The organism is Serratia sp. BIGb0234 (assembly GCF_024809915.1).
In the GTDB taxonomy this organism is placed as follows: Bacteria; Pseudomonadota; Gammaproteobacteria; order Enterobacterales; family Enterobacteriaceae; genus Serratia; species Serratia liquefaciens.
The window spans coordinates 1,327,289-1,346,960 of sequence record NZ_JANUEI010000001.1; the positions used below are offsets into that span (position 1 = coordinate 1,327,289).

Here is a 19,672-nt window from a genome sequence, read left to right on the forward strand (position 1 = left end):
GAAACAGCCAGGGCCGCCTTGCGTTTTGCAAGGCGCCACTTCCGCTACTCTTTATCGTTTTCCGCCGTCGCCAGGTTTTGCTCGGCCTTTTTAGCTTTGACGCGTGCAATAGCCGCCGCAACCGCCGCCTTGCGCGGATCTTCTTCCTGCGCGGCAGCTACCGGTTCTACCGGCGATTCAACGGTTTCGGCCTGCTGCGCGGCTTTCTTGGCTTTAGCGCGAGCGATGGCCGCCGCAACCGCCGCCTTGCGTGGATCTTCTTCCTGCTCGGCAGCTGCTGGTTCCGTAGGCGATTCAATGGGTTCGGCCTGCTGCGCGGCTTTCTTGGCTTTAGCGCGAGCAATGGCCGCAGCAACCGCCGCCTTGCGTGGATCTTCTTCCGGTACGGCAGTGGCTGGTTCCGTCGACGATTGAACGGTTTCGGCCTGCTGCGCAGCTTTCTTGGCTTTGACCCGTGCCAATGCAGCGGCCACGGCTGCCTTGCGCGGATCTTCTTCCTGCGCCACAGCTACCGGTTCAGCAGGCGTTCCAACTGCGTCGGCTTGCTGAGCTTCTTTCTTGGCTTTAACCCGGGCTAACGCAGCAGCAACTGCAGCCTTACGCGGATCTTCGCCCTCGACAGCAGGAGACGTCGCTGGGGTGGCAGCCGCGTCTTGCTGAGCACGACGTTCACGCGCCTGCGCTTTGCGGGCTTCGCGGGCGGCGATCATCTCGCTATTGTCCGGTGTCTCGCCGCTGATGGTGCCGGTTGCCGGCACGGCATTTTTACTGCGCACGCGGGCCAAGGCGGCTTGTACCGCATCCTGATCGCCGTCGGTCAATTTGACGGCCGCTTTCTTGTGACGCTCTTCGCGCGCCAGTTTTTCACGTTCCAGACGGGCCAATTTGGCTTCGTAACGGGCCTTGGCTTCGGCGGTGCGCGCGGCTTCCTGATCGATGGCTTTGATTTCGGCCTTTTCCTGGCGGTAGTACTGCACCAGCGGAATATTGCTGGGGCATACAAAGGCGCAGGCACCGCACTCAATGCAGTCGAACAGGTTATGCTTGCGGGCTTTTTCGTGTTCTTCGCCACGGCTGAACCAGTAAAGCTGCTGTGGCAACAGGCCCGCCGGGCAGGCATCAACGCATAAACCGCAGCGAATACAAGACTGTTCAGGTTCTTGTGGCGCCATTTCACTGACGGAAGGGGCCAGAATACAGTTGCTGATCTTAACGATCGGCACGTTCAGCGCGGGCAGGGTGAAGCCCATCAGCGGGCCGCCCATGACCACCATTTGTTGGGCCTGCGGCTGGAAACCGGCAAAGTTCAGCAGGTGCTGCACCGGGGTGCCGATGCGCGCCCACAGATTACCCGGTTGGCTGAGCGCTTCACCGGTAAGGGTGACCACGCGTTCGATCAAGGGTTCGCCGTCGACAATGGCGCGCTTAATGGCAAAGGCAGTCCCGACGTTTTGCATCAGCACGCCGATAGCGGAGGAGTGTTTGCCGTGCGGCACTTCCTTGCCGATCAGGATCTTGGTGAGCTGCTTGGCGCCGCCGGAAGGATATTTGGTTGGGATCACCCGCAGCGAGATGCCCGGTTGATCGCGCAACGCCAGTTTTAACGCTTCGATCGCTTCGGGTTTATTGTCCTCGATGCCGATCAGCGTCACTTTCGGCTGCAGCAGGTGGCGCAGGATCTGCGTGCCTTCGATCACTTGGTCGGCATGCTCCTGCATCAAACGGTCATCGGCGGTGATATAAGGCTCGCATTCCGCGGCATTGAGGATCAGCGTTTCTACCCCGTTCATGCCACCCTGCAGCTTGCTGGCGGTAGGGAAACCTGCGCCACCCAACCCGGCGATGCCGGCCTGATGAATCCGCTGGATCAGTTCACCGGTAGGCAGTTGACGGTAATCCGCCACCGGTGCGCGTTCGCACCAACGGTCTTCGCCATCCGGCTGAATAATAACGCACAGCTCTGCCAGCCCTGAAGGGTGAGCGGTGATATGCGGTTTGATGGCGCTGATGGTGCCGGAGGTCGGCGCATGCACCGGTACGGTACGGCCACGGCCGACGGTCAGCGGCTGGCCTTTCAGCACGTGCTCGCCGACGTTGACGCACAATTCGCCTTCCGGTCCCAAATGCTGTTGCAAGGGGATGACAAAGATGTCGGGCAGCGGGGCGGTACGCAGCGGTACGCCGCTGGACTGGGTTTTCATTTCCGGGGGATGGATCCCGCCGTCGAAATCCCAAATCCGGTCTTTTTTGAAGGCGGCGAACAAATTAAGCATGTTGCTCCACGTGGATCACTTGCACCGGGATCGTCTTCATATCCCACTTCCAGTTGGCGGTAGTGGTGGCGACCGGTTTCATTTCAATACAATCGGTAGGGCACGGCGCGACGCACAGGTCGCAGCCGGTACAAAGATCGGTAATCACGGTGTGCATGGCGCGCGTGGCACCCACTATTGCGTCCACCGGACAGGCCTGAATGCACTTGGTGCAGCCGATGCAGTTGGCTTCATCGATATAAGCGACCTGACGCACCGGCTCGGCGGCGGCTTCGCTGCCCAGCGGCTGCGGCTCGACGTTGAGCAGTTCGGCCAATTTCAGCATCACTTGCTCGCCGCCGGGGGCGCATTTGTTGATCATCTCACCGTTGGCCACCGCCTCGGCGTAAGGACGGCAACCGGGGTAACCGCACTGGCCGCATTGGCTCTGCGGCAGGATCTCGTCGACCTGCTCGGCCACCGGATCTTCTTCCACTTCAAAGCGGCGCGCGGCGAAGCCCAGCACCAGCCCGAACAACAGGCCGAGGGCGCTGAGCGCAGCAATCGCAATCCATAACGCGGTCATTAGAATTTCACCAGCCCGGTAAAGCCCATAAAGGCCAGAGACATCAACCCGGCAGTGATCAACGCGATGGAAGAACCACGAAATGGCGCAGGCACGTCGGCAACCGCCAGACGCTCACGGATCGCGGCGAACAGCACCATCACCAGCGAGAAGCCGGCGGCGGCGCTGAAGCCATAAACCGCAGACTGCAGGAAGTTGTAGCCGAGGTTAACGTTAAGCAACGCAACGCCAAGCACCGCGCAGTTGGTGGTGATCAGCGGCAGGAAGATACCCAGCAAGCGATACAGTGCCGGGCTGGTTTTGCGTACCACCATCTCGGTAAATTGCACCACGACGGCGATCACCAAAATAAATGACAGGGTGCGCAGATACACCAGATCCAACGGAACCAGGATAAAGGTGTTGATCACCCAGGCGCTGACGGAGGCCAGCGTCATGACAAAGGTAGTAGCCATGCCCATGCCGATGGCGCTTTCCAGTTTCTTGGAAACGCCGAGGAACGGGCACAGGCCGAGGAACTTCACCAGGACGAAGTTGTTCACCAGTACGGTGCCGACAAACAGGAGCAGGTATTCGGTCATTGCGATGCCTAAAAAAATAAAAGCCGCCTATTATCGGGAATTGGCGGCCTGACCACAACACAGTGATAGCAAGGTTATTGCTATTTTCGCCCTTTTTTGGCGAAAATTTACACAATCATACGCACAAAACGTGCCACAACGCGCCTAGCGCTCGGTAAAGGTCCCTTTGACCCGCTTGGAACGTTTCATATAAGGCACTAACAATGCCGCCATCAGCAGGGGCCAACCCAGGCTGCGTACGGCCAGCTCATCCGGCACCGGCGCAAAGGCAAAGGCTTTCACCGCCAGCAGCACGGTAATCAGCAACCACAGCAGGAAAAACTTGGGGAAGCGTTGCGAACGATGGCAGAACAGCCACAGCAGCCACAGCGTAAAGCACCACATTGCCATCGTGGTCAGCACTGAAAAATACCACTGTAGGCTAAACGCCTGAGCGTTGGTCAGCAGGTATTCGCGCGATTCCGGCATGAAAATCGCCATGGCATACAGAAGCAGCATCAGGCTGGCGCTAAGCAGGGTGACGATCAGATAGGACATCGGGGCCAGCAACCAACCGCCAATACGGTTGTAATCAGCTTGAGACATAAACGGCTTCCTGGGTAAGACATGATTCAATGTGACAGCCGCATAGCTTAGCGGGTAATGCGGGCTTCGTCATCAATATCAAGCGGATGGTCGGCGCCAGGAGGCCGGTGCAGCACGTTTGGCTACCGACGGCATGATAAGCCGCCGGTAGCAGGCCGATTAACGGCGATTAAGCTGATAGTAGGCTTCGTTCCAGCGCAGCTCATTTTTGAACGCCGGCAGGCTGGTATTGTGGTCGATCGTCACAAACTCGATGTTATGCATCTCGGCGTAAAGTCGCAGCAGGTCGGCATCCAACGCCTGTGAGAACACGGTATGGTGTGCACCACCCGCCAGGATCCAGGCTTCGGCAGCGGTGGCAAGCGTTGGCTGAGCCCGCCAGATGGCGCGCGCCACCGGCAGTTTGGGCAACGGATGCGGTTGTTCCACGGTGTCCACCTGATTGACCAGCAGGCGGAATCGGTCGCCCAGGTCGATCAGGCTGGCATTGATCGCCGCACCGGCCGGCGTGGAGAAAATCAGCCGTGCCGGATCCGCCTTGCCGCCGATACCCAGCGGTTGTATATCCAACAGCGGTTTTTGTTCTTTGGCGATCGATGGGCAAACCTCCAGCATGTGCGAACCGACCACCAAATCGTTGCCGGATTGGAAATGGTAGGTGTAATCCTCCATGAATGAGGTACCGCCTTCCAGTCCCTGCGCCATCACTTTCAGGATGCGCAACAGCGCGGCGGTTTTCCAGTCGCCTTCGCCGCCGAAGCCGTAACCCTGCTGCATCAGGCGTTGTACCGCCAGCCCCGGTAACTGCTTCATGCCATGCAAGTCTTCAAAATTGGTGGTGAAGGCCTGGAAGTTACCCTGTTCGAGGAAGCGCCTCATGCCTAATTCGATTCGCGCCGCGTCGAGCAGGTTTTCACGCTTTTCCCCGTTGATTTGCGCCGCATCGCTCAAGACGTAACGGGTTTCGTATTCTTCAATCAGCGTATCCACATCGCCACGGCTGACCTCATTGATCACGCTGACCAAATCACCGATGCCATAGGCATTCACCGAATAGCCGAATTGGATCTGCGCCCCGACTTTGTCACCTTCGGTCACGGCGACCTCACGCATGTTGTCGCCGAAGCGGGCCACCTTCAACTGCTGGCTGGCCTGTTTGGCGTTGGCTGCACGCATCCACTGCGCAATGCGCCGGTGCGCTTCCGGGTCTTGCCAATGGCCGGCTATCACGCTGTGCTGCTGACGCATACGGGCGCCAATAAAGCCAAATTCGCGGCCACCGTGTGCGGTCTGATTGAGGTTCATAAAGTCCATGTCCATGCTGTCCCACGGGATCTGAGCGTTGAACTGGGTATGGAATTGCAACAGCGGCTTGTGGAGGATCGACAGTCCGGCGATCCACATTTTGGCCGGCGAAAAGGTGTGCAGCCAGGCCATGATGCCGATGCACTGTGGCTGATAGTTGGCGTCGCGGCACAGGGCGGTGATTTCATCCGGCGTGGTCACCAGCGGTTTCAGCACCAGTTTTACCGGCAACCCGGCCTCACGGTTGAGGTTTTCCACCACCTGCTCGGCGTGTGCCTTGACCTGTTGCAAGGTGTGCGGGCCGTACAGGTGCTGGCTGCCGATGGCGAACCAGACTTCGCGCTGCTTGAATGCGTCCATGGAGACTCCTGAATTGTCATGTCGAAATGGGGGTTCAGCAGGCTGAACCGGCGTTAGGGGCATAGCGCGGCTCGGCGGCCTGGCACCATTGCTGATAGCGTTGATAAAGCTGTTGGTAGCGGGCGACGCGCTGCGGATCCGGCTGGAGAGTGCGTTCGATGCCGCAGGCCATGTGGCGTTGCGCTTCGGGCACGCTGCGGAAATGACCGGCCGCCACCGCGGCGAAGATAGCCGCCCCCAGCGCGCAACATTGGTCTGAAGCCACGATCTGCAGCGGTCGGTTCATCACGTCGGCGCAGACCTGCATGATCGCCGATGATTTACGCGCAATCCCCCCCAGCGCCAGTACGTTGTCCACCGGAATAGACTGCTGCTCAAAACACTCCATGATGGCGCGGGCACCGAAGGCGGTAGCGGCGATAAAGCCACCGAACAGTGTCGGCGCATCGGTGCCGAGGTTCAGATCGGCGATCACGCCTTTCAGACGTTGATTGGCATAGGGCGTGCGGCGGCCGTTAAACCAGTCCAGCACCACCGGCAGATGATCCAGTGACGGTTTATCGGCCCAGGCCTCGGTCAGCGCGGCCAGCATGCCGGCTTCTATCTGTTGCAATTGCGGCTGCAGCTGCGGTTGGCTTTTTGCCGCTTCGCGCAGCGGCCAGCTCAGCAGGCGACCGAACCAGGCGTACATATCGCCAAAGGCGGACTGTCCTGCTTCCATGCCGATTAATCCCGGCACCACGCTGCCGTCAACCTGGCCGCAAATGCCCTCGATGGTGCGCCCGTCCACCCGCTGGCGATCGGCGATCAGGATGTCGCAGGTAGAGGTGCCAATCACCTTCACCAGGGTATAAGGCTGGGCTCCGGCCCCCACTGCGCCCATATGGCAGTCGAAGGCGCCGCCTGACAGCACCACCGTGGTTGGCAATCCGAGGCGTGCGGCCCATTCGGCACTCAGTGTACCGACCGGCAGCTCGGCGGTGTGGCAGTCGTCAAACAGCGGGTAGGGCAAATGCTCAACCAGTAAGGGATCGAGTGCGGCAAAAAAGGGTTTTGGCGGCAGGCCGCCCCAGTCGGGGTGCCACAAGGTTTTGTGGCCTACGCTACAACGCCCGCGTTTCAACTGCTGTGGGGTGGTGGTCCCGGACAGTAACGCCGGCACCCAATCGCACAGCTCTACCCAGGAAGCCGCCGCCTGACGTACCTCTGCGTCCCGTCGCGTGACGTGCAGAATTTTGGCCCAGAACCATTCGGAAGAGTAAACGCCGCCGATATAGCGGGAATAATCGGGGAATTCGCCGCTGCGGCAGAGCCGATTGATGGCATCCGCTTCTTCAAGAGCCGTGTGATCTTTCCACAGCACAAACATGGCGTTTGGGTTGTCGGCAAATTCTGGCCGCAGCGCCAACACCTGGCCCTGCTGGTCGATCGGCGCAGGGGTGGAGCCGGTTGAGTCGACGCCGATACCCACGACCTGCAGCCGTTGCGCCGGGGTCATGCGCTGCACCAGACTGACCATCGCCTGTTCCATGGCTTCAATATAGTCGAGCGGATGATGACGAAAGCGATTCTCCGACGCATTGCAAAACTCACCGCGCAGCCAGCGAGGGTAATAAACCACTTCGGTATCCAGCTCCGCACCGTTTTGGCAGTCGACCGCCAACGCCCGCACCGAGTCGCTGCCGAAGTCCAATCCCAGGGCAATAGCACCTGCCGTCATGATGTTGACTCCTGATGTGTTAATACGCTGTGACAACCATAGGAGCCGAAGCGCTGTGCGGGTGAGGAGCCATTGGCTGGAAGTATGCACTTTTCTGCTTCCCACAGTGGTTTTGTGACGGCTGTCATAAGTTAACGCTTGGCGAAATTCGCTAAATATATGCACATATCTGCTGTATTCCACGGATGTGATAGCGCTCTACATTTCAGCAACAAATACCCGCTAAAACTTAAGCCGTCTTACCCCGGCTGTAAGGCAATGCCGCGAGATAAGCGCTACACCTACAGCCATTACTCTAATGATAACGTTTTCACCGCGAGCGGGTTTCGTCGCCACAGAGAACAAAATAGCGGAGAGCATCATGCATAAATTCACTAAGGCGCTGGCGACACTGGGGCTGGCGGCCGTTATGTCACATTCGGCTATCGCCGAGACCATGAAGCTGGGTTTTTTGGTCAAGCAGCCGGAAGAACCCTGGTTCCAGACCGAATGGAAATTTGCCGATAAGGCCGGTAAGGATCTCGGTTTTGAGGTGATTAAAATCGCGGTGCCGGACGGCGAGAAGACCCTGAACGCCATCGACAGCCTGGCGGCCAGCGGGGCCAAAGGGTTTGTCATCTGCACGCCGGATCCGAAATTGGGCTCGGCGATCGTCGCCAAGGCGCGCAGTTACAATCTGAAAGTGATCGCGGTGGACGACCAGTTCGTTACCGCCAAAGGCAAGCCTATGGACAGCGTGCCGCTGGTGATGATGGCCGCCACCAAAATCGGCGAACGCCAGGGGGAAGAGCTGTGGAAAGAGCTGAACAAGCGCGGCTGGAAGCTGCCGGATACCGCGGTGATGGCCATTACCGCCGATGAACTGGACACGGCCCGTCGCCGCACCGGCGGTTCTATTGCCGCGTTGAAAGCCGCCGGTTTCCCGGAAAAGCAGATTTACCGGGTACCGACCAAATCCAATGATATCCCAGGAGCGTTCGACGCCGCCAACTCAATGCTGGTGCAGCATCCTGAAGTGAAAAACTGGCTGATTGTCGGCATGAACGACAACACCGTGCTCGGCGGCGTGCGCGCTACCGAAGGCCAGGGGTTTAAGGCGCCGAACGTGATTGGCATCGGGATCAACGGGGTGGATGCGGTCAGTGAGCTGTCCAAGGCGCAGGCCACCGGCTTCTACGGTTCGCTGCTGCCGAGCCCGGACATTCACGGTTACAAGAGCATCCAGATGTTGCATGACTGGGTCGAAAAAGGGGTAGAACCGCAAAAATTCACCGAAGTGACCGACGTGGTGCTGATCACGCGCGACAACTTTAAAACCGAACTGCAGAAGAAAGGCCTGATGTAATTACCGCGCCGCCCACAGCATGCTGTCGGGCGGCATTTTTAACTGCAGGAGGAAAACACTATGACTACCGCGCTGCCGTATCTGGCGTTTAAAGGCATAGGTAAAACTTTCCCAGGGGTGAAGGCGCTGGATGACATCAGTTTCAGCTGTCAGGCCGGGCAGATCCACGCGCTGATGGGGGAAAACGGTGCCGGGAAATCCACGCTGCTGAAAATCCTCAGCGGCAACTATTCGCCTACTCAGGGAGAAATTCAGCTGCAGGGGCGTTCGGTCACCTTCGCCAACACTACCGACGCGCTGGATGCTGGGGTGGCAATCATCTACCAGGAGCTGCATCTGGTGCCGGAAATGACCGTGGCGGAGAACATTTATCTCGGTCAACTGCCGACCAGGCGCGGGCTGGTGGATCGCAAACTGCTGCGTTACGAGTCCCGGCTTCAACTGGAGCATCTCGGGCTGGATATCGATCCGGATACGCCATTGAAATACCTGTCGATCGGCCAGTGGCAAATGGTGGAAATCGCCAAAGCGCTGGCGCGCAACGCCAAGGTAATCGCGTTTGACGAGCCCACCAGTTCGCTGTCCGCCCGGGAGATCGAACAGCTGTTCCGGGTGATCCGCGAATTGCGCGCTGAAGGGCGTGTGATCCTGTATGTCTCACACCGCATGGAGGAGATTTTTGCCCTCAGCGACGCCATCACGGTGTTCAAAGATGGCCGCTATGTGCGCACCTTTGACGATATGCGTCAGGTTGATAATGCCCAGTTGGTGCAGGCGATGGTGGGGCGCGATCTCGGTGACGTCTACGGCTATCAACCGCGTGAACTGGGGCCGGTGCGTTTGGCGCTCCAGGGGTTGCAAGCGCCCGGCGTGAAAACGCCGATCGATCTGAGCGTGCGTGCCGGGGAGATCGTCGGGTTGTTCGGTCTGGTCGGCGCCGGCCGCAGCGAGCTGATGAAGGGGATCTTTGGCGCCACGAGGGTCAGTGCCGGGCAACTGATGCTGGATGGGCAGGTGCTCGCCATTCGCTCGCCAATAGACGCTATTCGTGCCGGCATCATGCTGTGTCCGGAAGACCGCAAGGCGGACGGTATTATCCCGGTGCATTCGGTACGCGACAATATCAACATCAGCGCGCGGCGGAACAGTGTCCGCGCGGGTTGTCTGATCGACAACGGTTGGGAGGCCAGCAACGCTGAGCATCATATACGTGCGTTGAATATCAAAACCCCAAGCGCCGAGCAGCTAATTATGAATCTTTCCGGCGGCAACCAGCAGAAGGCGATTCTGGGGCGTTGGTTGTCGGAAGACATGAAGGTGATCCTGCTGGATGAACCGACACGCGGCATCGACGTTGGCGCTAAACACGAGATTTATAACGTCATTTACCAACTGGCGCAGCGCGGCATCGCGGTGCTGTTCGCTTCCAGCGATCTGCCCGAAGTCCTGGGGCTGGCGGACCGTATCCTGGTGATGCGGGAAGGGGCCCTGTCCGGTGAGTTACTCCATGATGACGCCAGCGAGGAAAAAGCCCTCAGCCTGGCGATGCTGCGCACCCCCGAGATTGCCCCCGATACCGCTGCGGCGGTGGCCTGAAAGTGAAGGAGAAAGAGATGTCGACCATAACGACCGATTCTGTGAAAAACCGCAGCGGCCAGGGGCTGGCGCGGATTTGGGACAGCTACGGCATGCTGGTGGTGTTCGCGGTACTGTTTATCGCCTGCGTGCTGTTTGTGCCTAATTTTGGCTCATTTATCAATATGAAAGGGCTGGGGTTGGCGATATCCATGTCCGGCATGGTGGCCTGCGGCATGCTGTTTTGTCTGGCCTCCGGCGACTTTGATCTGTCAGTTGCGTCGGTGATCGCCTGCGCCGGGGTTACTACCGCGGTGGTGATCAATATGACCGAAAGCCTGTGGATCGGCGTAGGCGCCGGTTTGCTGCTGGGAATGGTCTCCGGGTTGATCAACGGTTTTGTTATCGCCCGGCTGAAAATCAACGCGCTGATCACCACCCTGGCCACCATGCAGATATTCCGCGGGTTGGCATACATCATTTCCGACGGGAAAGCGGTAGGCATTGAAGACGAGCGCTTCTTTACGTTGGGTTATGCCAACTGGCTGGGGTTGCCTGCGCCCATTTGGATCACCGTAGCCTGTCTGATCCTGTTCGGCTTCCTGCTCAATAAAACCACCTTTGGCCGCAATACGCTGGCGATTGGCGGTAACGAGGAGGCGGCCAGACTGGCCGGGGTGCCGGTGGTACGCACCAAGATTGTGATCTTTATGCTGTCCGGGCTGGTTTCCGCCGCTGCCGGCATCATTCTGGCTTCGCGTATGACCAGCGGCCAGCCAATGACCTCGATCGGCTATGAGCTGATCGTGATCTCCGCCTGCGTACTGGGTGGGGTTTCGTTGAAAGGTGGTATCGGTAAAATCTCCTACGTCATCGCCGGCATCTTGATCCTCGGCACGGTGGAAAACGCCATGAACCTGCTGAACATCTCACCGTTCTCGCAGTATGTGGTGCGCGGCGTGATCTTGCTGGCGGCGGTGATTTTTGACCGTTACAAGCAGCAGGCCAAACGTCGGATTTAGAAAATCGGCAACCGCGTTCACAGTTCTGTTATCGGCTCAGGCAGTTCTCTGCCGGGCCGATACACTTGTTCAGGATAGTTCTATCAGCCGTTCCGGGAGGACAGATGTACCATCGCATGGCACAGGAACCGCAGCCGAACCCGCTGTTGCCGGGTTATACCTTTAACGCCTATCTGGTGGCGGGATTAACGCCCATCATGGCGGACGGCCCGCTGGATTTCTTTATCGACCGCCCCGGCGGCATGAAGGGCTATATTCTCAACCTGACCATCAAGGGCCAGGGCAAGGTGTTCGACGGCGAAGACACCCTTTACTGCAATCCTGGCGATCTGCTGCTGTTTCCCCCCAAGGCGGCGCACTACTATGGGCGTTCGCCGGACAGCGACTGCTGGTATCACCGCTGGGTGTATTTCCGACCGCGAGCCTACTGGGCCGACTGGCTGGAATGGCACAGCAAAACCCATGAGGTCGGGCGGTTAACTTTACCGAACAATAATTTACTGCTGGAGTTCGATCGGCTGTTCGCCAATATCGAGCAAACGCAGCGTTCCGGCCGGCGTTTCGCCGAAGAGTTGGGGATGAACCTGCTGGAGCGCTTGCTGCTGCGCGCGATGGAAGAAGATCCGCTCAGCCCACAGAAAATCATGGATCCCCGGGTGATAGAGGCCTGCCAGTTTATTACCGGTAATCTGGCCGGTGAGTTGCGCATCGACGAAGTGGCGCGCCACGTCTGCCTGTCGCCTTCGCGGCTGGCGCATCTGTTCCGTGAGCAGGTGGGTATCAATATTCTGCGCTGGCGCGAAGATCAGCGGGTGATCCGCGCCAAGCTGCTGCTGCAGACCACCCAGGAGTCGATTGCCACCATCGGCCGGGTGGTGGGTTATGACGATCAGCTCTATTTTTCCCGCGTATTCCGCAAACGGGTCGGGGTCAGCCCGAGCGATTTTCGCCGCCGTAGCCTGGAGATAAACTATCCGGCCAGGAATCAGCGTGAGACGCCTTATGCTGTGGCTACAAATTAACATTACATTTACTTCTTGTTCCCGCCTGCGTCATGGTGTCAAATCTGACTGGTCTATTGCGAGCCAGTAAGAGGAAACACCATGGCAGAAAAAATTCGGGTTGGGCTGGTCGGTTACGGCTATGCCAGCAAAACCTTTCATGCGCCGCTGATTGTCGGCACCCCAGGCGTAGAGCTGGCTGCGGTTTCCAGCAGCGATGCCGGCAAAGTGCACGCAGACTGGCCATCGATGACGGTAGTCAGCGATCCGCAGGCGCTGTTTAACGACCCCTCTATCGATCTGATCGTCATTCCTACACCCAACGATACCCATTTCCCTCTGGCGCAGCAGGCAATGGCGGCCGGCAAGCACGTGGTGGTGGACAAGCCTTTCACCGTGACGTTGTCACAGGCGCAGCAGCTGGAGCAGCAAGCGCAGCAGAGCGGCAAGCTGCTGTCGGTGTTCCACAATCGCCGCTGGGACAGCGATTTTCTGACGCTCAAGGCATTGTTGAAAGAAGGCGCGCTTGGTGAGGTGGTTTATTTCGAGTCTCATTTCGATCGTTTCCGCCCGGAAGTGCGTCAGCGCTGGCGCGAGCTGGGCGGTGCCGGTAGCGGCATCTGGTACGATTTGGGGCCGCATCTGATCGATCAGGCACTGCAACTGTTCGGCAAACCGGAAACGCTGTTTGTCGATCTGGGTGAACTGCGTCCGGGTGCACAATCGGTGGACTATTTCCACGCGATATTGAACTACGGCAAACGCCGGGTCGTTCTGCATGGTACCGTGCTGGCCGCGGCGGAAACCGCACGTTATATCGTGCACGGGACTCAGGGTAGCTTTATCAAGTTTGGGCTGGATCCGCAGGAAGACCGCCTCAAAGCGGGCGAGCGTCTGCCGCAGGCCGACTGGGGTTACGACATGCGTGATGGTGTAGTGACATTGTCACGTGATGGGGTGCTGGCTGAAAAACCTTTGCTCAGCATTCCAGGCAATTACCCAGCCTATTACGCGGCTGTCCGCGATGCGATTAACGGTGAGGGTGAAAATCCGGTCACGGCTGCTGACGCCATCAAAGTGATGGAAATGATCGAGCTGGGGATTGAATCTGCGAAACAACAAAAGGCGTTGCCGGTAGTCTGACCGCGGCGTTTTATTCTCAGGGTTCGGCGTGCCGAACCCGTCTTACTCCTCGAGGGATCCTGACCCATGTCCTGGTTGCAGCGTCTGCGCATTGATAAATTTTTGCTGGTATTGATTCTGGTGGTGATTGTCGCTTCGGTTTTCCCCTGCGAAGGCAGATGGGCAACCTTTTTTGATCATCTGACCACCGCGGCTATCGCGCTGTTGTTCTTTATGCACGGTGCCAAGCTGTCTCGTGAGGCGATTATCGCCGGCATGGGGCACTGGAAGCTGCATTTGGTGGTGTTTCTCAGCACCTTTGCGCTGTTCCCGCTGCTGGGGCTGGCGATGAACCTGATGGTGCCGGGTTTGATGACACCGACGGTTTATCTGGGCTTCCTGTACCTGTGCGCACTGCCGGCGACCGTTCAGTCGGCGATTGCCTTTACTTCGGCGGCGGGTGGTAACGTGGCGGCCGCGGTGTGCAGTGCTTCGGCATCCAGCATTCTCGGTGTTTTCCTCTCGCCGCTGCTGGTCGGGGCGCTGATGCATACTCAGGGCGGTAATACCGATGTGTTGCACGCCATAGGTTCGATCATTTTGAAACTGATGGTGCCCTTTGTGGTTGGGCATTTGGCCCGGCCGTTAATCGGCAAATGGGTCGATCGTCATCGCAAGCTGATCAATCTCACTGACCGTTCATCGATTCTGCTGGTGGTGTATACCGCTTTTAGCGCTGCGGTGGTGGAAGGGATTTGGCACAAGATTGACGGCTGGTCGCTGTTGACCATTTTAGTGATGTCGCTGGTGTTGCTGACGGTGGTGCTGATTATCAACACCTATGCCGCGCGCTGGCTGGGGTTCAATACTGCCGACGAGATCACCATCGTGTTCTGTGGTTCGAAAAAGAGCCTGGCGAACGGCATCCCGATGGCCAACGTGCTGTTCCCGGCGGCGGCGGTGGGTGCCATGGTGCTGCCGTTGATGATTTTCCATCAGGTGCAGTTAATGGTTTGTGCCGTACTGGCTCAGCGTTACGCGCGTAAAACGGCCAAGCAGCGCGCAGAAGCAGGCGCGTTGACCACGAAATGAAATAAATAAAAAGGGCGCTTGGCGCGCCCATTTTCACTTAGCCCTGCACTTTATCGCGCAGCGCCTGTTTTTCCTGTTCGCTGAGGAACGCCATTTTCAGGCCGTTTTCCTGGGCGGTGCGGATTTCAGCTGGCGTCAGGCCGGCTTGCGGTGCCGCCACGCGGTATTCGTGTTCAATTTCAATGCCCTGTACGGCCGGGTCATCGGTATTGATCGACGCCATAACGCCGTGGCGCAGGAACTTCGCCAGCGGATGCTGCGCCAGAGAAGGCACGGTGCTGGTCTGAATGTTGGACGTCAGACAAGATTCGATACCGATGCCATGCTCGGCGAGGAAGTCCATCAGTGCCGGATCCTCAATCGCTTTCACGCCATGGCCAATACGTTCGGCACCCAGTTCGCGGATCGCCTGCCAGATGCTTTCCGGACCCGCGGCTTCACCTGCGTGTACGGTGATGCGCAGGCCGGCGTCGCGGGCGCGGTTAAAGTGGTTGAGGAACAGGCTGCCAGGGAAGCCGAGTTCGTCGCCGGCCAGATCCAGTGCGGTAATACCGTCGCGGTGCGCCAGCAGGCCTTCCAACTCTTGTAAACAGGCCGCTTCGCCGAAGGTACGGCTCATGATGCCGATCAGGCGTACGTCGATACCCAAATCGCGCGAACCGGAACGAACGCCGTCAATCACGGCTTCCACCACCCCAGCCACCGGCAACTGATGTTTCATCGCCATGTAATACGGCGAGAAGCGCAGTTCGGCATAGTGCAGACCGGCATTGGCCGCATCCTCCACGTTTTCGTAGGCGACCCGGCGGCAGGCGTCCAGATCGCCCAGCACCGCTACGCCCCAGTCCAGCTTCTGCAGAAAGCTGACCAGATCCGGTTCGGCGTGAGTGATTTGCACGTGCGGACGCAGCGCCTCCAGTTCGTTGGCGGGCAGGGCAAGGTTAAACTGACGGCCCAGGTCAAGAATGGTTTGCGCACGGATATTGCCGTCAAGATGGCGGTGGATGTCGGTCAAGGGGAGGCGTGGGTCAATCATGATGTGCACTCGTTATTTTGTTGTAGGTAAAGTGCAGATCAGTATAAAAACAAAATGATGAAAATTGCCATTGTGTTGCATAAAAAAGTGACGACAATCACATTAATGTTGCTGGTTGCTGCATTTATGCGCCAAAGCGGGAGCGCGCCACTCCCGCATTGATGTCGGTAACAGAGCTTATCCGACCCTCAGTTTTGCGATGTTTTTTTCCTGGATATCGCCGACGCCGTGCTGCACCAGCCAGTGGTTAACCCTGTCGATGTCCAGCGGTTGTGCCTGCTCGATACGCAACACCGGGCCCAGGGCCATCGGCATGGCGCGATCGGCCAGCGCCCGCAGTTCGGGCAAGTACTCCGCGCCGGGGTGGCCTTTGGGACGCTGGCCGGTACGGGCGGCGTAGCGTTCTGCGGCCAGTTCACCGGATATTTGGTTCCACACCTCCAAAACTTGCGTCACGCCCGCCTCGCGCAGGTACTGGCGTAGCTGTTCTCTGGACTGAAAGCCAAACCAGGCGTCGATGACATAGATGCAGCGCAGGGGCGCCTGCGCCACCATTGACCAGATAGCCTGGTATGCGGCATAACCCAACTGACGGTTCAGTTCGCGGTTTATGTTATCCAGGCGTGCCATAAAAGGTTCTTTGATACCGTCGAGGGAGAGATAAGGCAGATCAAAATGGTGCGCCAGCGCGCGGGCAACGGTGCTTTTACCGGAAGCCGGAACGCCATTGACCAAAATAACGGTTTTACCGTCGCTATCTGTCGAAGTCATAATATTTCCACCACCTCTTGCCAGAGTTTTGCGGCGCGTAACCGCTCGAGCCGCGGCTTGTTATCCAGCAAATCCACAATCGCGCGGATGCCTTCCTCAATGTGGCTGTTACTGTCGGTCGCCCCGAACAGGATCACGATGTCGGCCTCTTCACTGTCTTCGAAGGCGATCGGCTGCTCCAGCAGCACCATGCTGAAACAGTTTTTGATCACGCCGCATTCCGGGCGCGCATGGGGAATGGCAATGCCTTCGTCGAACACGTAATAAGCCCCATGGGCCAGCGTATTGCTGATCACCGCCTGATAATAGGATGCGTGAATATAACCGTTTTCGACCAGGGGCCGGGCTGCCAGCTCAATCACCTTCTTCCAGTCGGTTTCCTGCACGCCGACCTGTATCGCACCGGCTTCTATCAGCAGTTGTTTAATCGTCATCATATTCCCTCACAGAGACTTCCTGATAATATTGCGCAGCTCATCCATTTTAATAAAAATTCCATCGATCTGCTGACGATAGCTTTTATTTTTGGCATAAATCTTTAATGCGCGATTATAAGCCAGCATTAAAGCCTTATGAATTTCGCTATCCGCCGGTACTGTGGCCAACTGCTGTTCTAATACATTAATTTCGGCTGATATTTCATTGGCTTCGGCATTCTGTAGGCCGTGATCAAGTTCTTTGTTTCGCGTACTTTTCATAAAATTAAACATGACCTTCTCCACAAATTAAGCGTGAACTTTCCAGCCCCGACGGGCGCCGGGGCACCAGGGTTGAGGATTTTATAAAAAAGAAAATAGGGCAGTGATTATTTAAACAGGCCGATCTTTTCCGTTAATACCTGGGTAACGGCATTGTTGGCGGGGATCAGGAATTTGCGCACGCTGTCATTGACCTTGCCCTTTTCAAAGGTTTGTTTGCATCGGTCTACCCATTGCACGTTCATCTCGGTGCCCACGTTCACTTTCTCGATGCCACCGGCTACCGCGAGGCGCATATCTTCATCGCTGACGCCGGTACCGCCATGCAGCACCAGCGGGGTACCTGTGGCGGCGGTGATTTCCGCCAGACGCTGGTGCTGGATATGCGCCTTGCCGGTATAGAGCCCGTGGACGGTGCCTACCGACACCGCCAGCATATCGACCCCGGTTTCATCGACAAAGCGTTTGGCATCTTCCACCGTGGTAAAGCAGATATCCTCTTCTGCCACCGCCTTACCGTCTTCGGAGCCGCCGATGGCACCCAATTCGGCTTCTACCGACACGTTATGTTGGCGAGCAATGTCGATCACTCGACGGGTATTGGCGATGTTCTCATCCATTTCCAGGTGCGAACCGTCATACATTACCGAACTGAAGCCTGCGTCAATCGCCGTCTCGATGGAGGCAATGTCAGAGCAGTGATCCAAATGCAGGCAGGTGGGAACATCCTCGCTTTGGGCCAGAGAACGCACCGAATCAACCAGCAGCCTGTAACCCAAATATTCGGCAGTACCGGTCGAAATCTGGATCATCAACGGGCTGTGCATACTTTTGGCCGCTTTGAAAAAGGCCGGTAACATTTCCAGACAGTGGAGATTGAATGAACCTATCGCCTTGAAATCTCGGGCTTTGGCCACTGACAACAGCTCGTTGAAATTATAGAGTTTCATGGACTTTTTCCTCATGGTGCTTGGTTGATTTACCGTTAACAAACCACGCAATCAGCGTGACGAAGGCGATGAACAGGGCGATGAACAGCCAGTTGCCCTGGAAAGCATGTCCCATCACCAGCCCACTGCTGATGACGTCGGAGTCGCTGAAGGTCACCCCGACAAAGCCGTAACTTTCCAGCATCGGTACCAGAATGGCCGGCAGGAAGGTGATAAACAGGCCATGAACCACCCCACCAATCATGGCGCCGCGACGGCCACCGAGCGCATTACCGAAGATGCCTGCGGTGCCGCCGGCGAAGAAGTTGGTCAGCAGACCGGGCAGGATCATCGCCAGACCGAACATTGGGAAAACGATCATGCCGATGATTGAGCCAAGGGTGGTGGCGAGGAAGCCGACGATCACCGCGTTGGGGGCGTAAGGGAACAGCACCGGGCAGTCCAGCGCCGGTTTGGCATCCGGCACGACGCGCAGGGCGATACCGCGGAAGGCGGGTACCAGCTCATTGAGCAGCAGGCGTACGCCGCTGTAGAGGATAAATACGCCGGCGACAAACTGGATGGCCTGCATAAAGGAATACATCAGGTAGTTCATGCCGCCGGCATACTGGGCGATGTACTGCGGACCGGCAGCCAGCGCCGGGATCAGATACATCGGGATCATCACCACCGCCATCGACAGGTAGGTGTCCTGCAGGAACTTGAAGTTATCGGGCAGCTCCAGGTCTTCGGTGGAGCGGGAGCCCTTACCGACCACCTTGGCGACGGCAGCCTGTACCAGATAACCGATGGTGCAGAAGTGCCCCAGGGCCACATCGTCCGAACCGGTAATTTTGCGCACCACCGGCTGGGCCAGCGCAGGCATCAAGACCGCCATCACGCCGCCGAATATGCCGCCGGTCAGAATCAGCGGCATGCCGGTCAGCCCGGCCTTATAGCCGATCACCGCCCCTATGGTGGCCATCCACAGCAATGCCTGGCCGGTCAGGAAGATGTATTTGAACGGAGTAATGCGCGCAATGATGATATTCACCGCGAAAATTACCATCAGGGTCAGCGCCACTTCTGAACCCAACTCGCGGTTGGCCAAGCCGGCGATGGCGGCAACGTCGGTGATATAACCGGTCATGCCGAACCCTTGGGTGAATATACTGTTCAGATAGGTCAAGGCACCGACAATAATGTTGATGCCCGCCATCATGATCAGGAAACCCAGCAGGGTTTTGAAGGTGCCTTCGGCCACTTTGCCGATCGATTTCTTCTGTAGCAATAGCCCCAGCATGGCGATAAAAGCGACCAGAATGGAAGCCTGGCCCAACAGATCTTTGACGATAAAGTCAATCAGGCTATTCATGGCGGGTTTCCTTCATGTCACGTTCTTTCAGGAAGGCCACGATCTTTTGCTCAATTTCCACTTTATCGGTAAGCCGATGCAGAATAATGACCCGCTTCTTTTCCTCTTCGCTGGCGTCGGCATTTAAAATATCGGCGAAGGTTTTCTGGGTAAGAATAATATCTGATTTAAAGGCGCTGGCCTCAGAGATAGTAGTGTGATCAATATCTGCCTCAATCTCTAATTTCTTCAGCACCGCTCTTGCGCTCATTTCGATGGCAAAGCTGGAGCCGAGGCCACAGCCACATACGCACAGTATTTTAAGCATGGGTATCTCC

19 protein-coding genes are annotated in these 19,672 nt (G+C 57.6%); 6 read left to right on the forward strand and 13 right to left on the reverse strand.

The genetic code is table 11. The annotated features are described in order from the left end of the window. Nucleotides 1-44: 44 nt before the first annotated feature. The 6 genes from rsxC to M2407_RS06615 all read right to left on the reverse strand — a co-directional run bounded on the left by rsxC (nucleotide 45) and on the right by M2407_RS06615 (nucleotide 7,389). Nucleotides 45-2,273 (reverse strand): electron transport complex subunit RsxC, encoded by a 2,229-nt coding sequence (gene rsxC / locus M2407_RS06590; protein WP_259217206.1) that lies wholly within the window; start codon nucleotides 2,271-2,273, stop codon nucleotides 45-47. Next, entirely contained in the window at nucleotides 2,266-2,838 is a 573-nt protein-coding gene (gene rsxB / locus M2407_RS06595; RefSeq protein ID WP_004943888.1) for an electron transport complex subunit RsxB, read from the reverse strand. Before rsxB ends, rsxC begins: the two co-directional genes overlap by 8 nt. Beyond that, nucleotides 2,838-3,419, reverse strand: coding sequence for an electron transport complex subunit RsxA (rsxA, locus tag M2407_RS06600; protein WP_004938443.1), 582 nt, complete (start codon nucleotides 3,417-3,419; stop codon nucleotides 2,838-2,840). Before rsxA ends, rsxB begins: the two co-directional genes overlap by 1 nt. A gap of 144 nt (nucleotides 3,420-3,563) precedes the next feature. Then, entirely contained in the window at nucleotides 3,564-4,004 is a 441-nt protein-coding gene (locus M2407_RS06605; RefSeq protein WP_020826716.1) for a DUF2569 domain-containing protein, read from the reverse strand. Nucleotides 4,005-4,163: 159 nt separating this feature from the next. Next, entirely contained in the window at nucleotides 4,164-5,669 is a 1,506-nt protein-coding gene (gene araA / locus M2407_RS06610) for an L-arabinose isomerase (RefSeq protein ID WP_259217210.1), read from the reverse strand. A gap of 34 nt (nucleotides 5,670-5,703) precedes the next feature. Then, entirely contained in the window at nucleotides 5,704-7,389 is a 1,686-nt protein-coding gene (locus M2407_RS06615; RefSeq protein WP_259217212.1) for a ribulokinase, read from the reverse strand. Nucleotides 7,390-7,750: 361 nt separating this feature from the next. On the opposite strand from M2407_RS06615, the gene M2407_RS06620 reads away from it, so the two are divergent. From M2407_RS06620 to M2407_RS06645, 6 genes are all read left to right on the forward strand, one after another. Beyond that, complete coding sequence (locus tag M2407_RS06620; protein WP_020826719.1) at nucleotides 7,751-8,734, forward strand: arabinose ABC transporter substrate-binding protein; 984 nt, start codon at nucleotides 7,751-7,753, stop codon at nucleotides 8,732-8,734. A gap of 60 nt (nucleotides 8,735-8,794) precedes the next feature. After that, the gene (araG, locus tag M2407_RS06625) at nucleotides 8,795-10,330 is read left to right on the forward strand and encodes an L-arabinose ABC transporter ATP-binding protein AraG (RefSeq protein WP_128864970.1); all 1,536 of its coding nucleotides are present in this window, start codon (nucleotides 8,795-8,797) and stop codon (nucleotides 10,328-10,330) included. Between the two features lie 17 nt (nucleotides 10,331-10,347). Further along, a complete protein-coding gene (araH, locus tag M2407_RS06630) occupies nucleotides 10,348-11,331 on the forward strand; it encodes an L-arabinose ABC transporter permease AraH (protein WP_020826721.1) in 984 nt (327 codons plus the stop codon). 104 nt (nucleotides 11,332-11,435) lie between these two features. After that, on the forward strand, nucleotides 11,436-12,353 hold the full coding sequence (gene araC / locus M2407_RS06635) for an arabinose operon transcriptional regulator AraC (RefSeq protein ID WP_020826722.1): 918 nt from the start codon (nucleotides 11,436-11,438) through the stop codon (nucleotides 12,351-12,353). An 81-nt stretch (nucleotides 12,354-12,434) separates the two neighbouring features. Further along, nucleotides 12,435-13,475: an oxidoreductase gene (locus tag M2407_RS06640; RefSeq protein ID WP_048760903.1), complete on the forward strand. Its 1,041-nt coding sequence runs from the start codon at nucleotides 12,435-12,437 to the stop codon at nucleotides 13,473-13,475. A gap of 66 nt (nucleotides 13,476-13,541) precedes the next feature. Next, complete coding sequence (locus M2407_RS06645; protein ID WP_130015669.1) at nucleotides 13,542-14,546, forward strand: bile acid:sodium symporter family protein; 1,005 nt, start codon at nucleotides 13,542-13,544, stop codon at nucleotides 14,544-14,546. A 37-nt stretch (nucleotides 14,547-14,583) separates the two neighbouring features. Here M2407_RS06645 and add read toward each other — a convergent pair whose 3' ends face one another. The 7 genes from add to M2407_RS06680 all read right to left on the reverse strand — a co-directional run bounded on the left by add (nucleotide 14,584) and on the right by M2407_RS06680 (nucleotide 19,662). Then, the gene (add, locus tag M2407_RS06650) at nucleotides 14,584-15,582 is read right to left on the reverse strand and encodes an adenosine deaminase (RefSeq protein WP_130015670.1); all 999 of its coding nucleotides are present in this window, start codon (nucleotides 15,580-15,582) and stop codon (nucleotides 14,584-14,586) included. Between the two features lie 177 nt (nucleotides 15,583-15,759). Beyond that, nucleotides 15,760-16,353 (reverse strand): AAA family ATPase, encoded by a 594-nt coding sequence (locus M2407_RS06655; RefSeq protein ID WP_115058918.1) that lies wholly within the window; start codon nucleotides 16,351-16,353, stop codon nucleotides 15,760-15,762. Then, complete coding sequence (locus M2407_RS06660) at nucleotides 16,350-16,787, reverse strand: PTS sugar transporter subunit IIA (RefSeq protein WP_041415363.1); 438 nt, start codon at nucleotides 16,785-16,787, stop codon at nucleotides 16,350-16,352. The genes M2407_RS06655 and M2407_RS06660 overlap by 4 nt, the downstream gene beginning before the upstream one ends. 9 nt (nucleotides 16,788-16,796) lie before the next feature. After that, nucleotides 16,797-17,063, reverse strand: a complete 267-nt coding sequence (locus M2407_RS06665; protein ID WP_259217232.1) for a hypothetical protein — start codon at nucleotides 17,061-17,063, stop codon at nucleotides 16,797-16,799. A 95-nt stretch (nucleotides 17,064-17,158) separates the two neighbouring features. Continuing rightward, entirely contained in the window at nucleotides 17,159-18,001 is an 843-nt protein-coding gene (locus M2407_RS06670) for a class II fructose-bisphosphate aldolase (RefSeq protein WP_048760913.1), read from the reverse strand. Next, a complete protein-coding gene (locus tag M2407_RS06675; protein ID WP_020826730.1) occupies nucleotides 17,988-19,355 on the reverse strand; it encodes a PTS sugar transporter subunit IIC in 1,368 nt (455 codons plus the stop codon). The genes M2407_RS06670 and M2407_RS06675 overlap by 14 nt, the downstream gene beginning before the upstream one ends. Next, nucleotides 19,348-19,662 (reverse strand): PTS sugar transporter subunit IIB, encoded by a 315-nt coding sequence (locus tag M2407_RS06680; RefSeq protein WP_020826731.1) that lies wholly within the window; start codon nucleotides 19,660-19,662, stop codon nucleotides 19,348-19,350. The genes M2407_RS06675 and M2407_RS06680 overlap by 8 nt, the downstream gene beginning before the upstream one ends. Nucleotides 19,663-19,672 lie beyond the last annotated feature (10 nt).